At 66.8% G+C, this 22,784-nt stretch carries 20 protein-coding genes; 12 read left to right on the top strand and 8 right to left on the bottom strand.

The genetic code is table 11. The annotated features are described in order from the left end of the window. Positions 1 to 94 precede the first annotated feature (94 nt). Positions 95 to 487, top strand: a complete 393-nt coding sequence (locus AC1DYI_RS02790) for a transposase (protein WP_477202539.1) — start codon at positions 95 to 97, stop codon at positions 485 to 487. A 54-nt stretch (positions 488 to 541) separates the two neighbouring features. Here the strand turns inward: AC1DYI_RS02790 and AC1DYI_RS02785 are convergent, their stop codons facing one another. The 7 genes from AC1DYI_RS02785 to AC1DYI_RS02755 all read right to left on the bottom strand — a co-directional run bounded on the left by AC1DYI_RS02785 (position 542) and on the right by AC1DYI_RS02755 (position 10,546). Next, positions 542 to 2,464 carry a TRAP transporter large permease gene (locus tag AC1DYI_RS02785; protein ID WP_477202538.1) on the bottom strand — a complete coding sequence of 641 codons (1,923 nt, stop codon included), beginning with the start codon at positions 2,462 to 2,464 and terminating at the stop codon, positions 542 to 544. Between the two features lie 169 nt (positions 2,465 to 2,633). Beyond that, positions 2,634 to 3,293, bottom strand: coding sequence for a TRAP transporter small permease subunit (locus AC1DYI_RS02780; protein ID WP_477202537.1), 660 nt, complete (start codon positions 3,291 to 3,293; stop codon positions 2,634 to 2,636). Positions 3,294 to 3,367: 74 nt separating this feature from the next. After that, complete coding sequence (locus tag AC1DYI_RS02775; RefSeq protein WP_477202536.1) at positions 3,368 to 4,483, bottom strand: TRAP transporter substrate-binding protein; 1,116 nt, start codon at positions 4,481 to 4,483, stop codon at positions 3,368 to 3,370. A 152-nt stretch (positions 4,484 to 4,635) separates the two neighbouring features. Beyond that, the gene (locus AC1DYI_RS02770) at positions 4,636 to 5,562 is read right to left on the bottom strand and encodes a LysR family transcriptional regulator (RefSeq protein WP_477202535.1); all 927 of its coding nucleotides are present in this window, start codon (positions 5,560 to 5,562) and stop codon (positions 4,636 to 4,638) included. 40 nt (positions 5,563 to 5,602) lie between these two features. Further along, entirely contained in the window at positions 5,603 to 9,118 is a 3,516-nt protein-coding gene (locus AC1DYI_RS02765) for a hypothetical protein (RefSeq protein ID WP_477202534.1), read from the bottom strand. Between the two features lie 105 nt (positions 9,119 to 9,223). Further along, positions 9,224 to 9,817 carry an outer membrane lipoprotein gene (locus tag AC1DYI_RS02760; protein WP_477202533.1) on the bottom strand — a complete coding sequence of 198 codons (594 nt, stop codon included), beginning with the start codon at positions 9,815 to 9,817 and terminating at the stop codon, positions 9,224 to 9,226. Positions 9,818 to 9,988: 171 nt separating this feature from the next. Then, complete coding sequence (locus AC1DYI_RS02755; RefSeq protein ID WP_477202532.1) at positions 9,989 to 10,546, bottom strand: HNH endonuclease; 558 nt, start codon at positions 10,544 to 10,546, stop codon at positions 9,989 to 9,991. 296 nt (positions 10,547 to 10,842) lie between these two features. Here AC1DYI_RS02755 and AC1DYI_RS02750 point away from each other — a divergent pair, with 296 nt between their 5' ends. From AC1DYI_RS02750 to AC1DYI_RS02700, 11 genes are all read left to right on the top strand, one after another. Beyond that, the gene (locus tag AC1DYI_RS02750; protein WP_477202531.1) at positions 10,843 to 11,532 is read left to right on the top strand and encodes a TetR/AcrR family transcriptional regulator; all 690 of its coding nucleotides are present in this window, start codon (positions 10,843 to 10,845) and stop codon (positions 11,530 to 11,532) included. 42 nt (positions 11,533 to 11,574) lie between these two features. Further along, positions 11,575 to 13,371: an acyl-CoA dehydrogenase C-terminal domain-containing protein gene (locus AC1DYI_RS02745; protein WP_477202530.1), complete on the top strand. Its 1,797-nt coding sequence runs from the start codon at positions 11,575 to 11,577 to the stop codon at positions 13,369 to 13,371. Positions 13,372 to 13,397: 26 nt separating this feature from the next. Continuing rightward, on the top strand, positions 13,398 to 13,859 hold the full coding sequence (locus tag AC1DYI_RS02740; protein ID WP_477202529.1) for a DUF2147 domain-containing protein: 462 nt from the start codon (positions 13,398 to 13,400) through the stop codon (positions 13,857 to 13,859). Between the two features lie 20 nt (positions 13,860 to 13,879). Then, entirely contained in the window at positions 13,880 to 16,261 is a 2,382-nt protein-coding gene (locus tag AC1DYI_RS02735; RefSeq protein ID WP_477202528.1) for a 3-hydroxyacyl-CoA dehydrogenase/enoyl-CoA hydratase family protein, read from the top strand. A 14-nt stretch (positions 16,262 to 16,275) separates the two neighbouring features. After that, positions 16,276 to 17,475, top strand: a complete 1,200-nt coding sequence (locus tag AC1DYI_RS02730) for an acetyl-CoA C-acyltransferase (protein ID WP_477202527.1) — start codon at positions 16,276 to 16,278, stop codon at positions 17,473 to 17,475. A gap of 2 nt (positions 17,476 to 17,477) precedes the next feature. Beyond that, entirely contained in the window at positions 17,478 to 18,008 is a 531-nt protein-coding gene (locus tag AC1DYI_RS02725; RefSeq protein WP_477202526.1) for a DUF1569 domain-containing protein, read from the top strand. 29 nt (positions 18,009 to 18,037) lie between these two features. Beyond that, positions 18,038 to 18,910, top strand: a complete 873-nt coding sequence (locus AC1DYI_RS02720; protein ID WP_477202525.1) for an alpha/beta hydrolase family protein — start codon at positions 18,038 to 18,040, stop codon at positions 18,908 to 18,910. A gap of 155 nt (positions 18,911 to 19,065) precedes the next feature. Further along, on the top strand, positions 19,066 to 20,037 hold the full coding sequence (locus tag AC1DYI_RS02715; RefSeq protein ID WP_477202524.1) for a hypothetical protein: 972 nt from the start codon (positions 19,066 to 19,068) through the stop codon (positions 20,035 to 20,037). A gap of 2 nt (positions 20,038 to 20,039) precedes the next feature. Then, positions 20,040 to 20,552: a hypothetical protein gene (locus AC1DYI_RS02710; protein ID WP_477202523.1), complete on the top strand. Its 513-nt coding sequence runs from the start codon at positions 20,040 to 20,042 to the stop codon at positions 20,550 to 20,552. Positions 20,553 to 20,688: 136 nt separating this feature from the next. Then, the gene (locus AC1DYI_RS02705; RefSeq protein ID WP_477202522.1) at positions 20,689 to 21,453 is read left to right on the top strand and encodes an enoyl-CoA hydratase; all 765 of its coding nucleotides are present in this window, start codon (positions 20,689 to 20,691) and stop codon (positions 21,451 to 21,453) included. Positions 21,454 to 21,544: 91 nt separating this feature from the next. Continuing rightward, a complete protein-coding gene (locus tag AC1DYI_RS02700) occupies positions 21,545 to 22,288 on the top strand; it encodes an SGNH/GDSL hydrolase family protein (protein ID WP_477202521.1) in 744 nt (247 codons plus the stop codon). Here the strand turns inward: AC1DYI_RS02700 and AC1DYI_RS02695 are convergent. After that, complete coding sequence (locus AC1DYI_RS02695; protein WP_477202520.1) at positions 22,285 to 22,737, bottom strand: acyl-CoA thioesterase; 453 nt, start codon at positions 22,735 to 22,737, stop codon at positions 22,285 to 22,287. The two genes, AC1DYI_RS02700 and AC1DYI_RS02695, sit on opposite strands and share 4 nt — an antisense overlap. Positions 22,738 to 22,784 lie beyond the last annotated feature (47 nt).

Here is a 22,784-nt window from a genome sequence, read left to right as displayed (position 1 = left end):
GTCCGTTGTGTCGCCGACACGCCAGACAACCAAGCCCGCTGCGGCGAACAGCGCAACCGCGCCGACCCATCAGAGCACCTTCCCACAGTTGCGCATGGCCTGTTTGCTCGATGCGCGTGCCACCTTGCCGATCGATGCCAGCCTGGACGCCTGTGACACCAGCGAATACACCTTGGCCCAGCAACTGTGGCCACAACTGTCCGAGCAGTCGCTGGTGCTTGCGGACGAGGGCTTTACTGAGCCGCTTCGCTGTGACCGCTGTGGTATCGGCAGTAAGAGCGGGACTCAAGGCAGGGTCGTGCAGACACTGGGGGCGGGCAACGCGCTCGTCTCACTGGACGATCCCAAGAGCTTGCCAGCCGGCGAGATGCTTGCGCTGTACCACGGGCGCTGGGAGATCGAGTTGGCCTACGCTGAGATGAAGACCGAAGTGCTGTGCCAGCAACATGACCCTACGCAGCCTGAACCCCGAGGGCGTGCGGCATGAAATATGCTGCTCAGCGTTAACTGAGCGGCATTGCGCCCCCGGGGAGCATGGAGCTCATTGATACAACCAGTGCGGCAGCCACAGCGTCAAGCCGGGCCACAGGTACATGAACACCATGCACAGAATAACGATCAGCATGTACGGCATCATGCCGGCGAAGATCTGGTTCAGTGTCACGTGCGAAGGCGACACGCCCTTCAGGTAGAAGGCCGACATCGCAACCGGCGGCGAAAKGAACGCCGCCTGCAGGTTGACGAAGACCAGGGTGCCGAACAGCAGCGGGTCGATCTGGAAATGCTGCAGCAGCGGCAGGAAGATCGGCACGAAGATCACGATGATCTCGGTCCATTCCAGCGGCCAGCCGAGGATGAAGATGATGGCCTGCGTGAGCAGCAGGAACTGCAGCCCCGACAGGTTCATGCCCAGTACCCAGTGCTCGACGATGCGCTGCCCGCCGAGCAGCGCGAACACAGCAGAGAACAGCGCCGAGCCGACGAACAGCCAGCAGACCATGGCGGTGGTCTTGGCGGTCAGGAACACGGCCTCCTTGATGCGCTGGAAGTTCAAGGTGCCGGCCTGCCAGGCCATGAGGAAGGCGCCTGCCGCACCGACGGCCGCCGACTCGGTGGCGGTGGTGATGCCGAACAGGATCACCCCCAGCACCACCAGCGTCAGGATGCCTAACGGCATCACCGAGCTGACCAGCATGCGCAGGATCTCGAACTGCTCGGCGTCCATGCGCCAGTAGTACCTGGCCAGCAACAGCAGCGTGGCCGCGCAGGTCAGGCCGAAGCCGAGGTAGAACGCATCGGGCACCGGCTCGACCGCCACCGCTGCCACTGGCTCACCCAGCGCTCGCAGGCCGGTCTCGGCTTTCGCGCGGGGCTCTTCKGCGGCGCCGGGCGRCTCGGCCAGGCCGCCGCTGGGGCGAGGTTCATCGGCGCCCGGTGGCTCGGCCAGGCCGGTGCCTGAGGGGCGCGCCGATTCAGCGCCTGGCGGCTCGGCCAGCCCGCCTGCGGCAGGGCGGCTGTCGTTGGTTTGCTGAACCGCTGGCGTGGCCGACGCGGCGTTCTCGTCGCGCTGCGAATAGATCGTCACGTACCACCAGACTGCGCCGAGCGTGACCAGCGCCAGCAACAGTGGCGACATGGCACTCGCCAGGTTGCGCGTGAGCAGCCAGCGGCCGGGCTCGACGCCGTCGATGCGCGCCTGCTGCGCCCGCGCCGGCGAGAGCCAAGCCATCAGCAGTGCCGGCAGCAGACGCGGCGAATACTGCGCCGACAGGTGCGCCACCCAGGGCGTGATCTCGGCGCGTTGCTTGTCGGGCGGCAGCTTGGGGGCGACGCTGGGCTGGATCATGGCCCAGCCGACCACGTAGACCAGGTACAGAAAGGCCAGGAAGAAGCCCGGGAACATCGCCGCGGCATACAGCTTGACGACCGACTGCCCGGCCACCGCTGCGTAGACGATGATCATCACCGAGGGCGGGATCAGGATGCCCAGCGTGCCGCCGGCGGTGATCACGCCCGAGGCGAGGCGAACGTCGTAGCCGGCGTTGAGCATCGGCCGCATCGCGATCACGCCCATCAGCACGACAACCGCACCGACCAGGCCGCTGGCAATGCCCCAGAAGGTGCAGATGATCAGCGTGGCCACTGCCAGCGAGCCCGGCACGCGGCGGAACGCCAACTGCACGCTGTAGAACATCTTGTCGACCAGCGCGCCACGCTCCATCACGTAGCCCATCAGCACGAACAGCGGGATCGACAGCAGCGTCTCGTTCGTCATCGCACCGTAGGCGCGCTGCACGAACAGATCGAACACGTGGTTGTCGAACCAGGGCTGCGCGGGCTCGTAGAACGCGATGAAGCCGAAGAACATGCCCAGGCCCATCAGCGTGAACGCGGTCGGGAAGCCGAGCATGATCACGACGACGATCAGGCCCAGCATCGTCAGGCCCAGCATTTCCTGAGTCATGTCGACCCCTCGTCCGATGAATACATCGGCCGGTCTTGCAGACCGCGCCCGGCCAGGCGGCCGGGCCCTTCGCCAGGCGTGATCGGTCCACTGGACCCAGCACGTCCGGGCTCAGCCCCCAAGGGGATGGCCGGCTTGGGAGCGGCCCTGCGCTCGGCCCGCCGCCGCCTCAAGCGCCACCTCCCGCGTTGCGTTGCCGCGCGGCCTCATCGATCTCGTGGGCTTTCTCGATCACTTCGCTCTTCACCGCGGCGTCGATGTGGGTGCTGTTGGCGAGCTGTTGCTCGACCACGTCCATCTCCTCGGCATCTTTCAGCCTCGGCGGCCAGGCACCGCTGCGCAGGCAGACTACGCAGCGCAGGATCTCGGCCAGCCCTTGCAGCAGCACGATCGTGCCCGCCAGTGGGATGATGAACTTGAAGGGGTAGACCGGCAGCGGCGTGGCATTGAAGGTCTGCTCGCGCATCGCCAACGAGTCGTGGAAGTAGTCCCAGCCGGCCAGCGTCAGCGCGCCGACGCCGGGCAGGAAGAAAACGATGTACAGCACGAGGTCCAGCGAGGCCTGGGTGCGCGGCTTCATGCTGCCGTAGAGGAAGTCGCCGCGCACATGGCCGTCCTTCGACAGCGTGTAGGCACCGCACATCATGAACAGCGTGCCGTACATCATGTTGTTGACGTCGTAGATCCAGGCCGTCGGTGCGTTCAGTGCGTAGCGCTTGAACACCTCGATGCAGACGACCGTCATCAGCAGGACGATCAGCCACGCAAACGCCTTGCCCACCCAGGTGGACAGACGTTCGGCGGCATGCAGGATGGTGTCTGGGTTCATGGATCACCCGTTCGCGCTGGGCACTACATGCAGTGCTTCGACAAGCTCAGCACGAACGGAGTGGCGGTCTAGGTCTACCGGCCAAAGTAGTGGTTCCACGCCATCCTGAAGTCGACCAGGTAATCGCCCTGCCACTGRCCAGCGCGCTGGGCGAAGGCCTTCTGCGCGGCGAGCACCTTGGCGAACAGCGGGTTCTCGGCCGACTTCTTGGCCATCGTCTTGTCCCAGGCCTCGAGCTGGGCGCGCAAGATGGCATCGGGCGTCTTGTAGAACTTGATGCCCTGCTTTTTCATCTCGTCGTAGTCCTTCGAGTTCCTGTCGACGGCCTTCCAGCTCATGTCGGCGCTGGCCGCTTGCACGGCGTAGTCGATGATGGACTTCAGCTCTTGCGGCAGCGCGTCGTACTTGCCCTTGTTGAACAGGATCTCGAACTGCTCGGTGCTCTGGTGGAAGCTTTGCAGCATGCAGTTCTTCACCACGTCGGGAAAGCCCAGCAAGCGGTCGCTCGACGCGTTGTTGAACTCGGCCGCGTCGATCAGGCCGCGGTCCAGCGCCGGCACGATCTCGCTGCCGGGCAGCGGGTTCACCGCCGCGCCCAGCTCGGTGAAGATGTCGACCGCGAGACCGACGGTGCGGTACTTCAGTCCTTTCAGATCCTCGACCTTGGCGATCGGCTTCTTGAACCAACCCAGCGGTTGCGTGGGCATCGGGCCGTAGAGGAACGAGACCACGTCCATGTTGATGGACTTGTAGATCTCTTCGAGCAGCGCCTTGCCGCCCGCGTGGTAGTGCCAGGCCAGCAGCATGTTCGGGTCCATGCCGAAGCCGGGGCCAGAGCCCCACAGCGCGAGCGCGGAGTTCTTGCCGTAGTGGTAGGCGACGACGCCATGGCCGCCGTCGAGCGTGCCCTTGTTGACCGCTTCGAGCAGCTGGAAGGCCGGCACCACCGAGCCCGAGGGCAGCACCTCGATCTTCAGCCGGCCGCCGGCCATGTCGTTGACCTTCTTCGCGAAGTCGTTGGCGTACTCGTGGAAGATGTCTTTCGCGGGCCAGGTGGACTGGAAGCGCAGGCTCACCGTTTGCGCTCGCGAGATCATCGGCGCGGCCAGCGCACCGGCGGCGACGGTCCCCGTCGCAGCGTTCTTCAGAAACTTCCGGCGGTTCGCCGGGGCCGGGGTGTTGGCACTCATGGCAGTCTCCTGGTGTTCTGAACGGGGCGCGCCGCAGCCCTCCAGCGAGCATGGCGCTACGGCCGACTGTCGAAGTACTGACTGAACACGGCAATGGGATCAAACCCGCGCAGCCCATGCTGGGCCCGCATAGCAGCTAGTGGCTGGTGGGGCTAGCCGGGCTTGGACTGCGCCGCCACGCCCTGCGGCAGGCTGCGCACCAGCTCGGTCAACAGCTGCGCGGCGTGGCGCTGCAGCGGTGTCGCGCGTTTGTGGGCCGAGGTGGCCAGGCACAGCACGCTGGCCAGGCTGGGCTCGACGATTGGCTGGGCCAGCAGCTCGTCGGCGCGGCCCGAGGCAACCACCGCGCTGGCGTTCAACACCGCATGGCCGTAGCCGGCGCAGACGAGGTCGATGATGGCCGCGATGCTGGAGACTTCCCAGGCGATGTTCAAGGTCAAGCCGGCCAGCGTGGCCTGCGATTCGATGAGCCGGCGGATCACATGTTGGCGCTCCGGCACCACCAGCGGGAAACGCGCCAGCGACTTCAGCGCCACCGTGCCGCGCGTCTTGCCATCGCTCGCGCTGGCAGCGCTGACCAGGCACAACGGCTCTTGCAGCAGCGGCTCGATCGTCAGGCTGCTGGCGGCCTCGGGGTTGTAGACCAGCCCCAGGTCGACGCGCCCGGTGGACAGCCATTCGGCGATGTGCGACGACAGGCCTTCGACGATCGCGAGGCGGGCCTTCGGCAACTGGCGCCGGAAGCCGTCGATCAATGGCAAGGTCAGTTGCCGGCCGATGCTGGGCGGCAGGCCGATCGTGATGCGGCCGACAGGCTCGTCGCGTTGTGCGCCCATGTCTTCACGGGCTTGCGAGACATGGTTGAGGATCGCGACGCTGTGCTCGAACAGGCGCTGGCCGGCTTCGGTCAAGGTGACACCGCGGCCATTGCGCAGCAGCAAGGTGTCACGCAACTCGACTTCCAGTGCGCGCACCTGGCGGCTCAGCGCCGGCTGTGCAATGTCCAGCGCCAGGGCGGCTTTGCTGAAGCTGCCCAGCTCGGCGACGCTGACGAAGTATTCGAGTTGCTTGAGGTTCATGCGGGGTGCGCTGGGATGATACGGCGCGCCCCCGGGCACCTCAGGGCTTCGGCGAGCCGGGCTTGAAGTACAGCGCGGCCTGGCCTTCGATCGACTCGCGTGCAGCCGGCGACAGGTACCAGCCCAGTGGCACCAGGTCGCCGTTGTCGAGCTGGTCGTAGAACAGCGGCGAAGGGGCGTCGGGCTGGTTGGCCAGGTCGGCCGCCAAGGCGGCCGGCGCCTCGCGGCCATGTGCGCCGATGCCCGACACGTTGACCAACGCCACCGCAGGGCCGAACAGATCGGCCAGCAGATCCAGCCGATGCCGATCGGCTGGCCGCAGCAGGTCGGCCTTCAGCTCGGCGTCGCTGGGGTGGATGCGCGGGTCGAGGCAGGGCACCGGCGGGCCGTCACGCGGCGCTCGCTCGCAGTCGATGCGCGGCTGGCCGTTGCGGATCAGGATCAGCCGCGCCTTCCATGGCGGCGGTAGCCAGCCCTGCAAGCTGCGCCACAGGTCGGCCAGGCTCGCGGTGCCGCTGTTGTCGTGGTAGCCGCCATCGGCCAGGTGACCCCGGGTGCGCGACTGGCCCGGCTCGGGCGGCAGCGCGGCCAGTGGGTTGATGAAAGGGAAGCGGGCCGACGTATGGGCTGCGGTGATCAACGACGGCCATGCGCCCAGCTCGGCCACCAGGTCATGGCTGGCCGGCATGTCCAATCCGTCCAACGTGCCCAGCACCGCGCGGTTGCCTGATTCGACCCAGGTGCTGTTCAGCAGCATCGGCGGCACGCTCGGCGGATTGCCTTCGGAGCTCGGCAGGTCGCCGAGCGAATCGCCGAGGTGGCCGAACTGGCGGATCCATTCCCGCTCGAAAGGCTGGGCTCGGCTCAGGTGCACGCAGCCCGGCTGGCTGCAGGCCAGGTCCAGCGGGCCGAGCTTCATCGTCGTCGGCAATATGCGGGCAAAGGCGTCTTCGAACATCAGCCCGCCGATCAGTGGCGACAGGCCGTCGAGCTGGCGGAAGCCTGTCTCGACACAGGCGCGGACCGAGTAGCTGTTGGCCACGATGGGCTCGCTGATGCCGCTCGGGGGGGCCGAAGCGGCAGAAGGCGCCGACGCGGCCGGGGGCGGCGCGGTGCCACCTTGTGAACTGGCATCGCGCGTGTAGGCCAGGCAGGCGCGGTAGACCGCAATGCCGACTGAGCCGCCGGAGACACCGCTCAACGCAGCAATGCGCTTGTCGATGGTCGGGTCTGCGTCGTGCAGCCGAGCCAGCACCTGTGCCGTCCAATAGGCGCTGCGGATGCCACCGCCCTCGGCCGCGATCAGCAGCACCTCGGCCTGCTCGGGCGGCGGGTTTTCCGGCAACTGCAGCACCCAACTGCCCAGCACCTGGCCGGGCGGCTGGCGCGGGCCGGGCGTGCGGGTGTCGGCACGCGCCATCAACGGTGCGCTGCTGTGATCGACCGACTTCAGCGCCAACGCGGCGAACACTGCCAGCGCCAACGCGACCAACCCGCGGACCAGGTTGAAGCGCGGCGTGCTCCAGCGCGGGAAGAGGCGGTTCGGCCCTTCGTGGCGGTAGCAGAACAGCAGCCACTGCGCGGCACCCATCAGCACCAGAACGAGCATCGCGTTGATGCCGTGCCAACGCAGCGTGGCCAGGTCGGCCCAGCGTGGTGCCGTCAGCGGCAGGCGGTGGTTGTCGACCCAGCCCAGACCAGCGAACAACGCGACCAACACCAGCAGCATCAAGCTCCACGCGACGGCGCGGCGTTGCTCGGCCAAGGTCAGCAACCCGGCGACGCCCAGCCACCAGTTCAGCGACAAGGCCAGCAGCGCGATCGTGGCCGGGGCCTGCGCTGTCACGTCTGGCCGCCAGGCCATCACGATGCGCAGCATGGCCATCAGAAGCAGCGCGATCAACGGCCAGATGACCGGGTGCACCAGCGGCCAGAGCCAGCGCGACAACAGCTGGCCGAGCGGCTTGACCCAGCCCAGCATCCGCTGCGTGTGCTGGACGCAGGGGGTTGGGTTGTTGGTCGGGCCGCCGAGATCGCGCAGCGCGTCGCGCCGTTTCAGCACCTCGGAGTTGCCCCACAACAGTTTGTAGAAGTCAGGCTCGCTGTTGTAGTAGTCGGCCGGCTCGGCCAGCGACAAGCGGCGACGCAGTTGCAGCAGGAACAGCCCGAAGCCCAACGCCACGACGCCAAAGCCCAGAAGGCCCAGCAGCGTGCCGCTCAACTGCCCGGCCACGGTGCCCGGCTTGGCCGCGCGCAGGCCGGCGGTGATGGCGTCGCCCACCGTGTAAGCCACCAGGCCGGCGACCATCACCAGCGGCACCAGCGAGACCGCCCGCGCCCAGCCGCGCGCGAACGCGCCCACACGCCCCGGCACCAGCGGCCCGCCGCCCAACGCCAGGCCGGGGCGCTTCACCATGCCGGCCAGCCGCGTCCACATCCAGCATGAGTAGGCCAGCATGCCGACCGACACCGCACACAGCACCTGCACGATGCGGCGCCAGAGCAGGGCGCCCGAGCTGGCGGCGGGATCGGGGTAGGCCAGACCGAGCAGCACGTCGCGGCATTGGTCCAGCACCAGCGTGAACGCGCCGAACAGCACCAGCACCACCAGCACATAGCGGCTGCGCCCGATGATGCCCGCCACGCCGGCGCGCCAGGCCGCGCGGGCAAAGGCTTCGTCGTGTTGCAGGCCCTGCGCCAGGTCCAGGTCCAGCCCGAACCACCAGACCAGCGAGCCGATGGCGACTGGCACCATGGCCAGGCCGATCAAGGCTGGCTTCAGCTGATGCGCCCAGGTCCAGGGGGCGGGCAGGGCGGCCTTGGCGGCCAGGCTGCAGGCTGAGCGCGCATCGGCCAGGCCGATCAAGACGAGAACCACGACCACGCCGAGCAGCAGGCTGCCCAAGCCCAGGCACAACATGCGATCGCGTTGGACCGCAGGTGCGCTGGCCCAGTGCCACAACACCCACAACAAGGCGATGCCGACCACCAGGCTGCTGCCGGCGGCCCAGGGGCTGACGCCCAACCGCAGCGCGCCGGCGAAGTTCTCGGTCAGGTCTACCAGCACCAGCGCTGCCACGCTGGCCACGCTCAGCCAAGGCAACAGCCGCGAGGTGATCTGCGCCACCAGGCCCGGCCCGGTTTGCAGCGCATGGTGCAGGCACCGCACAGTGGCCAGGAACAGCACCGCATACAGCGGGACGAACAGAGCGCTGTCGACCAGCACGTAGGCGGCGGCGCTGCGCCAGCGCAGTGCGAATTGGCACCACAGGTTGACGGCGGCCGAGACGCTGTCAACACGCGACCAGCCCAGCAGGTCTTCGATGCCATAGCCCGAAGGCAGACGCAGTGCGAACTGGGTCGTCAGCAGTGCCAGTGCAACCAGCCCGCTGCCGGCGGCGAGCCAGGCGAGCGGGGTGATCGAGTAGTCGGCGTCGCGGCCCTGGCCGCCGGTGCCGTCGAGCGTGATTCGGCCAACGCCGTTGCCGCCGCCATCTGACGCGGCCACGGCTTCGCCGGGACGCTGAACTGCCGTGCCGCCGTCTGCGATCGCCATTGCACGCTCCTCACCGCTGGGGTGGGCGCGAGCATAGTCGGGCGATCAAGGCTTGCCATCCCCTCGATGGGGCATGGCGCGGTAGTGCGCCTCAGCTGTGGGGGATCAACGCGGCGTGTAGATTGGCGCCGAAGCACCTTGCGCCGGCGGCTCGGCCGGCCGGGACGGCGTGGCCACTGGCGGCGGCAACCGCGGCGCGGTTGCCTGGTGCTCAGGCGTGCCGGCGGGGGCGCGTGCCACGCGGGTGCGGCCACCGCCCATCACCAGCACCACCTGGTCCCCTTCGCGCAGGTCTTCGACAGACTTGGCTTGCATGATCGAGCGCCGTTCGCCATTGCGCAGCTGGACGACGATCTCCCAGCCGGGCTCGCTGGCCGCGTCGCGCTCGATCGCGTCGCCGATCAGGGAGCCCGCCACCATGCCCACCACGCCCAGCACCATCCCCTCGCGCCAGCCGCCGACATTGGAGCCGGCCACGCCCCCGGCCACCGCGCCGATCGTGGCGCCCGCGCCGGTCTGGTAGCCACTCTGCACCGTGACCGGGCGCAGGCTCAACACGGTGGCGTCGACGATGCGCGAAGCGCGCTGGGTGGCATGGTAGGGAACGGCGTCGGGGCGGGCGACGACGCAGCCACTGAGCGTGATGACAGCGGCCATGGCGGCGGCCAGTGCGGCGGCGGAAAACGGAATGCGCTTCATGGCGACGGCGGGTGGAGAGCCTGGGTCAGGCGATGACTTGCCAACGAAAGCCGGGCCGGCTGCGTTGACACAGGTTGATGCAGATTCTGAGCCGCGAGCGCGGCGCAAGTTCGCGCGCCGCGTAAAGAACTGTGGCGCGGGTCGCCACGGCGCGTGAATTCAGTCGTGCATTCAGTCGTGCAATCGACTGTTGCGCGGCACGCTGGCGAGCAGGAAGTCCATCTGGTCCACCAGGATGCGGCGGCCGCGCAGGATCATGTCCTCGTGCAGGCTGGGCACGTAGGGCAGGTACATCAGGCTCATCCGCGCTTCTTCGGGCAGGCGGTTGCCCTTGTGGCCGTTGCAGCCGCGGCAGGCGGTGATGCAGTTCATCCAGCTGTCCCGCCCGCCGCGCGAGACCGGAATGATGTGCTCGCGGGTCAGGTCGTCGAAGGCGAAGCGGTGGCCGCAGTAGGCGCACATGCCGCGGTCGCGGACGAAAAGTTTCGGGTTGGTCAGCGCGGGGGACTGGCGCCAGGCCCGCGAGGGCACCGTGCCGCGCACCGCGATGATCGGGTGCACCTCGATGCGCGATTGCAGGCCGGTGGTGCGCTGGAAGCCGCCGCGCAGCACGTGGCAGGTGTCGCCCAACGTCCAGGCAATGCTGTCGCTGGCATAGAGCACGGCCGCTTCGCGGACCGTCATCCATGCCTGCGGGCGGCCGGATACGTCGAGCTGCAAGACCTCCATGAGCGGGCGACCTTTGCTTGCACCCGTGAAAACGGGTTCAGCTCAGAGCATAGCTCGCTTGCGTGACAAGTCTCAATCCATGGATTTGCGCAGGTGCTGACTTCGCCGAGGCGCTGAGGCCGGCTTTGTCACGGGTAAACCCTGTTCGTTGCTGCATTTGCTGCAGCATCTAGGCCACCAACCCTAGAAAAAGTCTCATCGAGAGGCGCACACGGCCCAGCGATTTCTGCAAAATAGAACGATCGTTCGTTTATTGCCTGGCCCGGCCTACCGGCCATCCACCAGGCCCCTCGCCCGTGTCGTCATTGCCTCTCGAACCCCGCCGCAACAGCACCAGTGCCCGGTCGCTGCAAAAGGGCCAGGCCACGCGCGCCAACATCCTGGAGGCGGCGCTGGCGTTGGCGTCGAACATGGGCCTGGAAGGCCTGTCGATCGGCGCGCTGGCGGAGGTGACCGGCATGAGCAAGTCGGGCGTGTTCGCCCACTTCGGCTCACGCGAGGAACTGCAGATCTCCGTGATCCGTGAGTATCACGCCAAATTCGAAGAAGAGGTGTTCTTTCCGGCGATCCGCGAAGAGCGCGGTCTGCCTCGCCTGGTCGCGTTGTTCGAAAACTGGGTCAAGCGCGTTGCGGTCGAAATCGACTCCGGCTGCATCTACATCAGCGGCGCGGTCGAGTTCGACGACCGGCCGGGCCCGGTGCGCGATGCGCTGGCCGCGATGGTGCTGGCCTGGCACCGCGCGATGGGCCGCGCGATCGAGCTGGCCGTCGAGGTTGGCGATCTACAGCCCGACACCGACCCCGGTCAGATGCTGTTCGAAGTGCACGGCTTGATCCTGGCTCTGCACCACGACGCGCGATTCCTGCGCAGCCCGGGTGCCGTCGAGCGCGCACGCGTCGGCTTTGCCCGCACCATTTCTCATTACGCCATGCCAGGGGCCGTCGACCGCGTGTCGCTGCCGTCCCTGCATTCCCCTACGGCCTAACGCGCCGATAACTCGTCCATTTCCCCGTCTCAAGGAGTCACCATGGCCCAGTACAACCCGCCCCTGCGCGACATGCAGTTCGTGCTGCACGAAGTGATCGATGTGGTCAACGAGTTCAAGGGCATTCCGGCCTATGCGGACGTGGACGCCGACACCATCAACGCAGTGCTGGAAGAAGGCGGCAAGTTCGCGTCGGAAGTGCTGTTCCCGCTGAACCTGAGCGGTGATGCCGAAGGCTGCACGCTGGACAAGGCGACGCACGACGTGAAGGCACCGAAGGGCTTCAAGGAAGCCTATGCGAAGTACGTCGAAGGTGGCTGGCCCGCTTTGAGCTGCGACCCGGCGTTCGGCGGCCAGGGTCTGCCGCACACGGTGAACCAGTGCTTCTACGAGATGCTCAACAGCGCCAACCAGGCCTGGACGATGTACCCGGGCCTGAGCCACGGCGCCTATGAGGCGCTGCAGGCGCACGGCACGACCGAGCAGAAGGCAACGTACCTGCCCAAGCTGACCAGCGGCGAGTGGACCGGCACGATGTGCCTGACCGAGCCGCATTGCGGCACCGACCTGGGCATGCTGCGCAGCAAGGCCGAGCCGCAGGGCGACGGCACCTACAAGATCACTGGCCAGAAGATCTTCATCTCGGCCGGCGAGCACGACATGGCCGCCAACATCATCCACCTGGTGCTGGCCCGCCTGCCGGACGCGCCGCAAGGCTCGAAGGGCATCTCGCTGTTCATCGTGCCCAAGTTCAAGGTCAACGCCGATGGCTCGCTGGGCGAGCGCAACGGCATCCACTGCAACGCCCTCGAGCACAAGATGGGCATCCACGGCAACTCGACCGCCCAGCTGATCCTGGAAGACGCGGTTGGCACGCTGGTGGGCGAGCCGAACAAGGGCCTGATGGCGATGTTCGTGATGATGAACGCCGCCCGCCTGGGCGTCGGCAACCAGTCGCTGGGCCTGACCGAAGTGGCCTACCAGAACGCCGTGGCCTATGCGAAGGACCGCATCCAGATGCGTTCGCTGTCGGGCCCGAAGGCGCCGGACCAGCCTGCCGACCCGATCATCGTGCACCCGGACGTGCGCAAGATGCTGCTGACCGCTCGTGCTTTCGCAGAAGGTGGTCGCGCGTTGTGCATCCACACCGTGGTGCAGCTCGACAAGGCGCTGCACGACGAAGACGAAGACGTGCGCAAGGAAGCCGACGATGAAGTCGCGCTGCTGACGCCGATCATCAAAGCCTTCATCACCGACAACGGCTGGCTCGCCACCTCGCATTGCATGCAGGTCTTCGGCGGCCACGGCTACATCCACGAATCGGGCATGGAGCAATACGTGCGCGATGCCCGCATCAACATGATCTACGAAGGCACGAACACCGTGCAGTCGCTGGACCTGCTGGGCCGCAAGATCCTGTCGGACAACGGCAAGAAGCTGAAGGCCTTCGGCAAGAAGATCGCCGCGTTCGTCGAAGACGAAGGCATTCGCGAAGACATGCAGGAATTCATCAACCCGCTGGGCGACATCGGCGACAAGGTCACCAAGCTGACCACCGAGATCGGCATGAAGGCCTTCCAGAACCCCGACGAAGTCGGCGCCGCCGCGGTGGACTACCTGCGCGTCGTCGGTCACATGACCTTCGCCTACTTCTTTGCCCGCATGGCCAAGGTGGCGCTCGATGCGCAGAAGGCCGGCAAGACCGACCCGTTCTACACCGCCAAGCTGACCACCGCGCGCTTCTACTTCGCCAAGCTGCTGCCCGAGACCGCGGGCCTGATCCGCAGCTGCCGCGCGGGCCTGCAGCCGCTGATGGCGATGGACGAAGCGCTGTTCTGAACAACAAAGCCCGGAGGAGACAAGACATGCAAAAACACACCGTCATCCGCAGCTTGCTGGCAGTCGCTCTGTTGGCCACCGGCCCGCTCGCGTGGGCCGACAACGCCTCGCCGATCGGCCTGTGGAAGACCATCGACGATGGCTCGAAGAAGGAGAAGTCGCTGGTGCGCATCGCCGACAGCGGCGGCGTGCTGGTCGGCAAGATCGAGAAGCTGCTCGATCCGAACGAAAAGCCCGACGTCGTCTGTGACCAGTGCAGCGACGAACGCAAGAACCAGCCGGTGGTCGGCCTGACCATCATCCGCGGCGTCAAGCAAGACGCCGACGACAAGGCCCTGTGGAACGGCGGGGACATCCTGGACCCGGCCAACGGCAAGGTCTACAAGGTGCGGTTGAAGCCGGCACAGGACGGCAAGGCCCTCGAGGTGCGTGGCTACATCGGCATGCCGATGCTTGGCCGTTCGCAAACATGGATCCGCGTCGAATGACGCCTGAAGGAGAACACAAGATGAGTCGATTCCAGGTTCGCAAGGTTGCCGTGTTGGGCGCCGGCGTGATGGGCGCGCAGATCGCCGCCCATCTGGTCAACGTGAAGGTGCCGGTCGTCCTGTTCGACCTGCCCGCCAAAGAGGGCCCGAAGAGCGGCATTGCGCTCAAGGCCATCGACAACCTGAAGAAGCTCAAGCCCGCCCCGCTGGGCGTGCCGGAAGACGCGGCGCGCATCCAGCCCGCGAACTACGAAGAGCACCTGGAGCTGCTGAAGGACTGCGACCTGATCATCGAGGCCATCGCCGAACGCATGGACTGGAAGCTGGACCTGTACCAGAAGGTCGCGCCGTTCATCGCGCCGCACGCGATCGTCGCGTCGAATACATCGGGCCTGTCGATCACCAAGCTGGCCGAGGCGCTGCCCGAGTCGATCAAGCCGCGTTTCTGCGGCATCCACTTCTTCAACCCGCCGCGGTACATGTACCTGGTGGAACTGATTCCGACGCCCACCACCGAAGCTGGCTACCTGGACCAGCTGGAGTCCTTTGTCACCACCACCGTGGGCAAGGGCGTGGTGCGTGCGAAGGACACGCCGAACTTCGTCGCCAACCGCGTGGGCATCGCCGGCATGCTGGCCACGATCCACGAAGCCGAGAAGTTCGGGCTGTCCTATGACGTGGTCGACGACCTGACCGGCAAGAAGCTCGGTCGCGCCAGCTCGGGCACCTTCCGCACCGCGGACGTGGTCGGCCTGGACACGATGGCCCACGTCATCAAGACGCTGCAAGACAACCTGAAAGACGATCCGTTCTTCCCCAGCTATGCCACGCCGCCGGTGCTGGCCAAGCTGATCGAGCAGGGCGCGTTGGGACAAAAAGCCGGTGCCGGCTTCTACAAGAAGGTGGGCAAGGACATCCTGCGCCTGGACCCTGCCAAGGCCGACTACGTGCCGGCCGGCGGCAAGGCCGACGCGATCGTCGAGCGCATCCTGAAGAAGCCCGCCGCCGAGCGCTTGAAGCTGTTGCGCGAATCGACCAACCCGCAGGCGCAGTTCCTGTGGGCGATCATGCGTGACTCGTTCCACTATGTCGCCGTGCACCTGGCCGACATCGCCGACTCGGCGCGTGAGATCGACTTCGCGATGCGCTGGGGCTTCGGCACCAAGCAGGGCCCGTTCGAGATCTGGCAAGAAGCCGGCTGGCAACAAGTGGCCGGCTGGGTCAAGGAAGACATCGAAGCCGGCAAGGCGCTGTGCAAGGCGCCGCTGCCCGATTGGGTCTTCGATGGCCGCACCGGCGTGCACACGCCTGAAGGCTCGTGGTCGGCTTCGCAGAAGCGCTACATCCCGCGCTCGAACCTGCCGGTCTACAGCCGCCAGCACTTCCCGGAGAGCCTCGTTGGCGCCGGCGCGACCGACCCGCTGAAGGCAGGTACCGAAGAGTTCCGCAACGACGACATCCGCGTCTGGACGCTGGACGGCGAGGTGCTGATCGCCACCATCACCTGCAAGCTGCACCTGATCAGCCCGGCGGTGACCGAAGGCCTGCTGAAGGCCGTCGAGCTGGCCGAAGCCAAGTACCAGGGCCTGGTGATCTGGTCACCGGACGATGTGTTCTCGGCCGGTGCCAACCTCGAAGCGCTGATGCCGGTCTTCATGAAGAGCGGCAGCAAGGGCATCAACCCTGAAGTCAAGAAGCTGCAGGACGCATTGCTGCGGGTGCGCTACGCCAGCGTGCCGGTGGTCGCTGCGATGCGCGGTATCGCGTTGGGCGGCGGCTGCGAAATCGCCGTGGCCTGCGCCAAGCGCGTGGCGGCGATGGAAACCTACGTCGGCCTGGTCGAAGTGGGCGTCGGCCTGCTGCCGGGCGGCGGTGGCCTGACCTACATCGCCCGCCGTGCGGCCGAGAATGTGCAAAGCGGCCCGGGCTCGGACCTGCTGAACTTCCTGAAGGGTGGCTTCGAAGCCGCCGCGATGGCCAAGGTCGGCACCAGCGCGATCGAATCGCGCAAGCTGGGCTACCTGCTCGACAGCGACGTGATCGTGCCGAACAAGGACGAGCTGCTGCACGTCGCGATCAGCCAGGCCAAGGCGATGGCCGACGCCGGCTACCGCGCACCGGCCAAGGCGCTGATCCCGGTTGCCGGCCGCATGGGCATCGCGACCATCAAGGCGAGTCTCGTCGGCATGCGTGACGGCAACTTCATCAGCCAGCACGACTTCCACATCGCGAGCCTGATCGCCGATGTGGTGTGCGGTGGCGAGGTCGAAGCCGGCACGCTGGTGACCGAGGAATACCTGATGACGCTCGAGCGCAAGCACTTCTGCAGCCTGCTCGACCACCCGAAATCGCAAGAACGCATCATGGGCATGCTGCAGACCGGCAAGCCCGTGCGCAACTGATTGGAGCGACGACCATGAGCAAGCAAATCCAAGACGCCTACATCGTCGCCGCCAGCCGCACCCCGATCGGCAAGTCCGGCCGCGGCTACTTCAAGAACACCCGTTCGGACGACCTGCTGGTGCGTGCCGTGCAGGCCGCGCTGGCCCAAGTGCCGTCGCTCGACCCGAAGGCCATCGAAGACGGCATCATCGGCTGCGCGATGCCCGAAGGCGAGCAGGGCGCCAACATGGCCCGCATCGCGATGTTGCTGGCGGGTCTGCCGACTTCGGTTGGCGGCATCACCGTCAACCGTTTCTGCGCGTCGGGCCTGTCGGCGATCCAGATGGCGGCGGACCGCATCCGCGTCGGTGAAGCCGATGTGATGCTGGCCGGCGGCGCCGAGAGCATGAGCATGATCCCGATGACCGGGGTCAAGCCCTCGTTCAACCCGAACGTGTTCCTGAAGGACGAGAACGTCGGCATCGCCTACGGCATGGGCCTGACCGCCGAGAAGGTCGCCCAGCAGTGGAAGGTCAGCCGCGAAGACCAGGACGCGTTCGCGCTGGCCTCGCACCAGAAGGCGCTGGCCGCCCAGGCTGCCGGCGAGTTCACGAACGAGATCTGCTCGGTCGACGTGATCGAGCGCTTCCCGAACCTGGACACCGGCGAGATCAACCTTTCGACCCGCACCGTGAGCCTGGATGAAGGCCCGCGCAAGGACACCTCGCTCGAGGGCTTGGGCAAGCTGAAGCCGGTGTTCGCCGCCAAGGGCAGCGTGACGGCCGGCAACAGCTCGCAGACCAGTGACGGCGCCGGCGCGCTGATTCTGGCCAGCGAGAAGGCGATCAAGCAGTACGACCTGAAGCCGCTGGCCCGCTTCGTCAGCTTTGCGTCCAAGGGTGTGCCGCCCGAGATCATGGGCATCGGCCCGATCGAGGCGATCCCTGCCGCGCTGAAGAGCGCCGGCCTGAGCCTGGCCGACATGGGCTGGATCGAGTTGAACGAAGCCTTCGCGGCGCAGGCGCTGGCGGTGATCCGCACCGTCGGCCTGAACCCCGACGTCGTCAATCCGATGGGCGGCGCCATCGCGTTGGGCCACCCGCTGGGTGCGACCGGCGCGATCCGCGCGGCCACGGTCGTGCACGCGCTGCGCCGCAAGCAGCTGAAGTACGGCATGGTGACGATGTGCGTCGGCACCGGCCAAGGCGCCGCCGGCATCTTCGAGGCAGTCTGACCGTGACAACGCGCCGCCGTGTGATGTTCGCCGGCGGCGCGGTTGTAGGCGCCGTTGCCATCGGCACCGGCGCGTTCATCGCGAGCGGCTCGGCGCGTTTTCGGACGCTCGACGATGCCCGCCGCGCGGTGGTTCCTTTGGCCGAGCATCCACTGCGCACGACTGGCGCGTGGAACCTCGCGCAGGTGCTGAACCACGCGGCGCAAAGCGTCGAGTTCTCGCTCGATGGTTTTCCTGAATCCAAGCCGGCGCTGTTCCAGGCGACGGTGGGCCACTTGGCCTTTGCGCTGTTCGATGCACGCGGTGCCATGCACCATGCGCTGGACCAGCCGATCCCTGGCGCGCCGGTGTTGGCTGCTGACACGCCGCTGCCGGCGGCCGTTCAACGTCTGCTGAATGCCTTCGACCGCTTCGAGCGGCACAGCGGTGCGTTGCAGGCGCATTTCGCCTACGGTGCGCTGGACAAGCCGGCCTACACGCGCGCGCACCTGATGCACCTGGCCAACCACTGGGCCGAGTTCACCCCCGCCTGAGCGACTGGCTCAAGGCTTTGGAGGACGAGATGACACCGATCCGTTTTCCCGCCACCGACGGCTTCGAGCTGGCCGGTACCTTGTACGGCAACCCCGAGACTGCGCGCGCCGCGGTGCTGATTGCGCCGGCGATGGGCGTGCCTCAAAGCTACTACGCCGAGTTCGCGCGCTGGCTGGCTGGCCTGGGCCACGTGGTGCTGAGCTTCGACTACCGCGGCATGGCCGCATCGCGCCCGGCRGCCCACGCGCGCTCGCTGCGTGGCTTCGACGCCGACATCCACACCTGGGCCGAAAAGGACGCGGCCGGTGCGTTGGCCTGGTTGCGCGCGCAGCTGTCGGCCGAGCGGCCGCTGCACTGGATCGGCCACAGCCTGGGCGGCCAGATCTTCGGGCTGGTGCCCAACCGCGAGCTGGTCGACCGGGCCGTCACGGTGGCTTCAGGCAGCGGCTACTGGCGCGAGAACGCGCCCAAGCTCAAGCGCATGGTCTGGTGGATGTGGTTCGTGCTGGTGCCGCTGACCCTGCCGCTGGCAGGCTACTTCCCAGGGCGCCGGCTGAAGAAGGTGGGTGACTTGCCGCGCGGTGTGATGTCGCAATGGCGGCGCTGGTGTTTGTCGCCGCAGTACATGATGGGCGAGGGCGGCTCGGCGCTGAAGCAACGCTATGCAGAGCTGCGCACGCCGATGCTGGCGCTCAGCTTCACCGACGACGAGTTCATGTCGCAGCGAAACATCGAGTCGCTGCACGCGTTCTATGCCAACGCGCCGAAATCGATGAAGCGCGTCGCCCCGGCCGACGTGGGCATGGCACGCCTAGGCCATTTCGGATTTTTCCGCTCTCAGTGCGAACCCAGGCTGTGGATAGAAATTGATCGTTGGTTGAGGCCTACCCCCCTTACCTAAGGGGGGTGCTGCCTTTGACCGACGCCTGCGGTCTTCCTAGCATCGGAACTCTGGCCTCAAGGCATCGCCCACCCGGTGCTGCTTGTCGAGGCCGGGTTCGTTCGGCGCCAAGCGATTCGCCAGCGCCGGCTCTAGTGTTCTTCAGGAGACTGCAAATGCAATCACGTCCCTCGACCCTGTGGCTCGCCATCGCCCTCATGATGGGTGCCGGCGCCACCGCGCAAGCCGCCGCCACGCGCGACCAGGCCTCTTCGGCCTCGGAAGCGGCTCAAGGCGTGCAAATGGTTCCCACGGGCAAAGGCTACGGCGTTCCCGCCAAGGCTGGTCAATTCGTGCCTCAGGTTGAATCCAACTTGGCCAATGGCATCGATTACCACGGTGGCCCGGTGATGAAGGCCGCGGGCGGCCAGAACATTTACATCCTCTGGTACGGTAACTGGGCCACGCAAAGCCCGACCGGCAAGGCGATCGTGAATGACATGATCAAGAACATCACCGGCACGCCTTACTACAACATCAACACGACGTACTACCAGAACAACGACACCACCAAGAGCGTCAAGAACAAGGTCAACCTGAAGACCCAGATCGACGACGTCAACAAGTCGCTCGGCTCGTCACTGTCGGATGCGCAGATCAAGCAGCTGGTCCAGGACGCGATCACCGCCGGCAAGTTCATTGCCGACAAGAAGGGCATCTACMTGGTGTTGACGACCAAGGACGTCACCGCGTCTTCGGGCTTCTGCACTCAGTACTGCGGCTGGCACACCCATGCTTCGATGTCGGGCGTGGACATCAAGTACTCGTTCGTCGGTGACGCTGCCCGTTGCATCGGCTCCTGCGCCGCGCAATCGGCCAGCAGCCCGAACGACAACCCGGGTGTCGACGGCATGGCCAGCGTGATCATGCACGAGATCGAAGAAGCCGCGACCGACCCGGATCTGAACGCCTGGTGGCAGACCTCGACCGGCATGGAAAACGCCGACAAGTGCGCCTGGACGTTTGGTACCCAGCAGACCGCTCCTAACGGCTCGAAGTACAACGTGCAGTGGGGCCCCCGCAAGTTCCTGATCCAGCAAAACTGGGTCAATGCGAACGGTGGCAAGTGCGCGCTGGCTTATCCCTGAAGATGCGTTTTGACCGCTTGGTGCTGGCAGCCGCCGGTGCTTTGCTGTTGAGCTCGGCGGCCGTCATGGCTGCCGAGCCGGCCGGCGATCAGCCGCCGCCGCGTATGCGGGTCGTCACGATGACCCGCTTCGTGAAGATCTTCAACGATCACGAGTACGACCTGATCGACGCGGTGCGCGCAGGCGACAAGGGCAACCTTGATCGCCTGGTGTCGGCCGAGTTCGAGCAGCGCAATGCCGCCACGCCGGCAGTGCCCGTACCGCGCGACGACTGGTTGCAGGCCAACGAACTGAAGGCACCGGGCCAGGCTCTGGTGACCGAGCTTGCTGTTCACGAACGAGGCGAGTTGGCGATTGCCAGCTTCAAGCTGAAGTTGAAGGACCGCGACCTTTTCGTGGTCGACGTGTGGCGCCGAAAAGGCGCTGACGCCTACGAGTTGTTGACGCGCTATGCCAGCCCCATTGCGGGTTCAGGCACAGCCGCCGCACCCGCCAGGCCGAACGTCAAACGCTGAATCGACTCGGGTTCACCCGAGCGGGCTTTGGAGAGCACTCTCCAGGCCCATATCCCCTGGGCCGCGAGTGGCGCTGTCAGAATCGACAGCACCCCCGCGGCCATCTTCATGGCCGCAGCCCTTTCAAGGAGACGCCATGTCGATCAAGACGGCCACGCTGAACGGTGTGGCGACGATAGAAATCGCCCGCCCCGAGAAGAAGAACGCGCTGACCCAGGCGATGTACCAGGCGATGGCGGACGCCATCAATGCGGCTCAAGAAGACGGCGCGGTGCGCGCCGTGCTGATCACTGGCCAGCCCGGTATCTTCACCTCGGGCAACGACATCGAAGACTTCATGCAGCGGCCGCCGCAGAGCATCGACTCGCCGGTCTTCCGCTTCATGCAGGCGCTGGTCGCGAGCGACAAACCGGTTGTTGCCGYCGTCACCGGAGCGGCGATCGGTATCGGCACCACGCTGCTGCTGCATTGCGACTTCGTCTACGTCAGCGACGAGTCGCGCCTGGCGATGCCGTTCGTCGGCCTGGGCCTGGTGCCGGAATTCGCGTCCAGCCTGCTGGTGCCCGAGTTGATGGGCCAACGCCGTGCGGCCGAGAAGCTGCTGCTGGGTGACCCGTTCACCGGCGAACAGGCCGTGGAGTGCGGCATCGCGAATGCGGTGCTGCCGGCCGCCGAGGTCGTGGCCCACGCGCGCCGCGTCGCCGAGCGCTTCAACGCGCTGCCGCCCGGTGCGGTGCGCGACAGCAAGCGCCTGATGCGCGGCCCGCACCGCGAACAGGTGCTGGCGACGATCAAGGCCGAAGCCGAACTCTTCGGCCAGCGTCTGCGCAGCCCGGAGGCGATGGAAGCCTTCCAGGCCTTCTTCCAGAAGCGTCAGCCGGACTTTTCCAAGTTCGAGTGATGGAGCACTCGGCGCCGGAGTACCGCCCCCGACCTCGGGGAGGGTGCGCAGCCGCCTTGAGGCGGTCCGGCGCCGGCTGCGTGCCCGGCGCATGAGCCTGCCGGCCAAGCTGGCGCTGGCGCCGTTGCTGGTCTGGCAAGGACGCCAGGTTCGGCGTCGCGCGCTGCGCCTGCCCGAAGCGAGCGGGGCGCGCGAAGGCGTGGCGGGCCATGGCACGGGCGAGCCTGGTCTGCGCCTGCTGGTGGTGGGCGATTCGTCGGCCGCTGGCGTCGGCGTGTCGAACCAGCACCAGGCCTTGGCCGAACCGCTGGCACGCGCGCTGGCCAAGCGCCTGGATGCTCCGGTGGCATGGCAGCTGATCGCGACCACGGGCCACCGTGCCGCTGATGCGGTGGCGTCGCTGCGAGACGCATCGTCCATCGCACCAGCCGACGTGATGCTGGCCGTGCTGGGCGTCAACGACGCGGTCGCGATGTCGCCCGCCGGTCCTTGGCTGTCGGCGCTCGACGCGCTGCATGCCTGCGCGTCGGAACGTGCCGGTGTGCGGCAGAGCTGGCACACCGCCTTGCCGCCGATGGGCCGCTTTCCGTTGTTGCCGCAGCCCTTGCGCTGGGTGATGGGCAACGAGGCGGAGCGGCTGGACCGGGCTTTGGGTTGTCACTTGCATGGCCGCGTGGATCGCCGATTGGCGACTCTGCCGCCCACACCCGCCGGCACTTTGCCACCCGGCTGGGTCGCCGAAGACGGCTTCCACCCCGGCCCGCAGGGCTACCGCCGCTGGGCTGAGGCCTTGGCCGATCAGATGGCCGCCGACCCGGCCCTGCCTGCCCGCTAGTCTTTCGGGATCTTGCGCGGCTGGCCCTGCATGTCGATCGCGACATAGGTCAGCTTCGCCTCGGTCACCTTGACCACGTACAGGTCTTGCGGGTTGCGCTCGGCATAGACCTCGACGTGCACGGTGACCGAGGTGGTGCCGATGCGCGTGACGGTGGCGTAGAAGCTCAGCAGGTCGCCCACCGACACTGGCTGCTTGAAGACGAATTCGTTGACCGCGACGGTGGCGATGCGCCCCTTGCTGATGCGTGCCGGCAGCACCGCGCCGGCCAGGTCCATCTGCGCCATGATCCAGCCGCCGAAGATGTCACCGTTGCCGTTGGCGTCGGCCGGCATCGGCATCACTCGCAGCACCAGTGCTTTGTCGTCAGGCAAGCGCTGGGCCAGCGGCTCGGGCACACTGGGGTGGGCTGCCGCAGGCGCGGCGGCGTTGGGGTCGGTGTCGTTCATGGTGTCCCGTCCTCTCACTTCATCTTGTTGTACGAGCCGATTCTTTC

This window comes from Ideonella sp. P3_A4 (assembly GCF_056403075.1).
The sequence above is the reverse complement of the archived record's forward strand: the minus strand, read 5'-3'. Positions and strand labels throughout refer to the sequence as shown.

What these genes read in the sequence shown, in the direction of transcription:
- AC1DYI_RS02730 (WP_477202527.1), top strand. Translation starts at nt 16,276, where the DNA reads ATGAGCAAGCAAATCCAAGACGCCTACATCGTCGCCGCCAGCCGCACC.
- AC1DYI_RS02740 (WP_477202529.1), top strand. Translation starts at nt 13,398, where the DNA reads ATGCAAAAACACACCGTCATCCGCAGCTTGCTGGCAGTCGCTCTGTTG.
- AC1DYI_RS02790 (WP_477202539.1), top strand. Translation starts at nt 95, where the DNA reads ATGGCCTGTTTGCTCGATGCGCGTGCCACCTTGCCGATCGATGCCAGC.
- AC1DYI_RS02700 (WP_477202521.1), top strand. Translation starts at nt 21,545, where the DNA reads ATGAGCCTGCCGGCCAAGCTGGCGCTGGCGCCGTTGCTGGTCTGGCAA.
- AC1DYI_RS02735 (WP_477202528.1), top strand. Translation starts at nt 13,880, where the DNA reads ATGAGTCGATTCCAGGTTCGCAAGGTTGCCGTGTTGGGCGCCGGCGTG.
- AC1DYI_RS02760 (WP_477202533.1), bottom strand. Translation starts at nt 9,817, where the DNA reads ATGAAGCGCATTCCGTTTTCCGCCGCCGCACTGGCCGCCGCCATGGCC.
- AC1DYI_RS02710 (WP_477202523.1), top strand. Translation starts at nt 20,040, where the DNA reads ATGCGTTTTGACCGCTTGGTGCTGGCAGCCGCCGGTGCTTTGCTGTTG.
- AC1DYI_RS02695 (WP_477202520.1), bottom strand. Translation starts at nt 22,737, where the DNA reads ATGAACGACACCGACCCCAACGCCGCCGCGCCTGCGGCAGCCCACCCC.
- AC1DYI_RS02770 (WP_477202535.1), bottom strand. Translation starts at nt 5,562, where the DNA reads ATGAACCTCAAGCAACTCGAATACTTCGTCAGCGTCGCCGAGCTGGGC.
- AC1DYI_RS02780 (WP_477202537.1), bottom strand. Translation starts at nt 3,293, where the DNA reads ATGAACCCAGACACCATCCTGCATGCCGCCGAACGTCTGTCCACCTGG.
- AC1DYI_RS02765 (WP_477202534.1), bottom strand. Translation starts at nt 9,118, where the DNA reads ATGGCGATCGCAGACGGCGGCACGGCAGTTCAGCGTCCCGGCGAAGCC.
- AC1DYI_RS02745 (WP_477202530.1), top strand. Translation starts at nt 11,575, where the DNA reads ATGGCCCAGTACAACCCGCCCCTGCGCGACATGCAGTTCGTGCTGCAC.
- AC1DYI_RS02755 (WP_477202532.1), bottom strand. Translation starts at nt 10,546, where the DNA reads ATGGAGGTCTTGCAGCTCGACGTATCCGGCCGCCCGCAGGCATGGATG.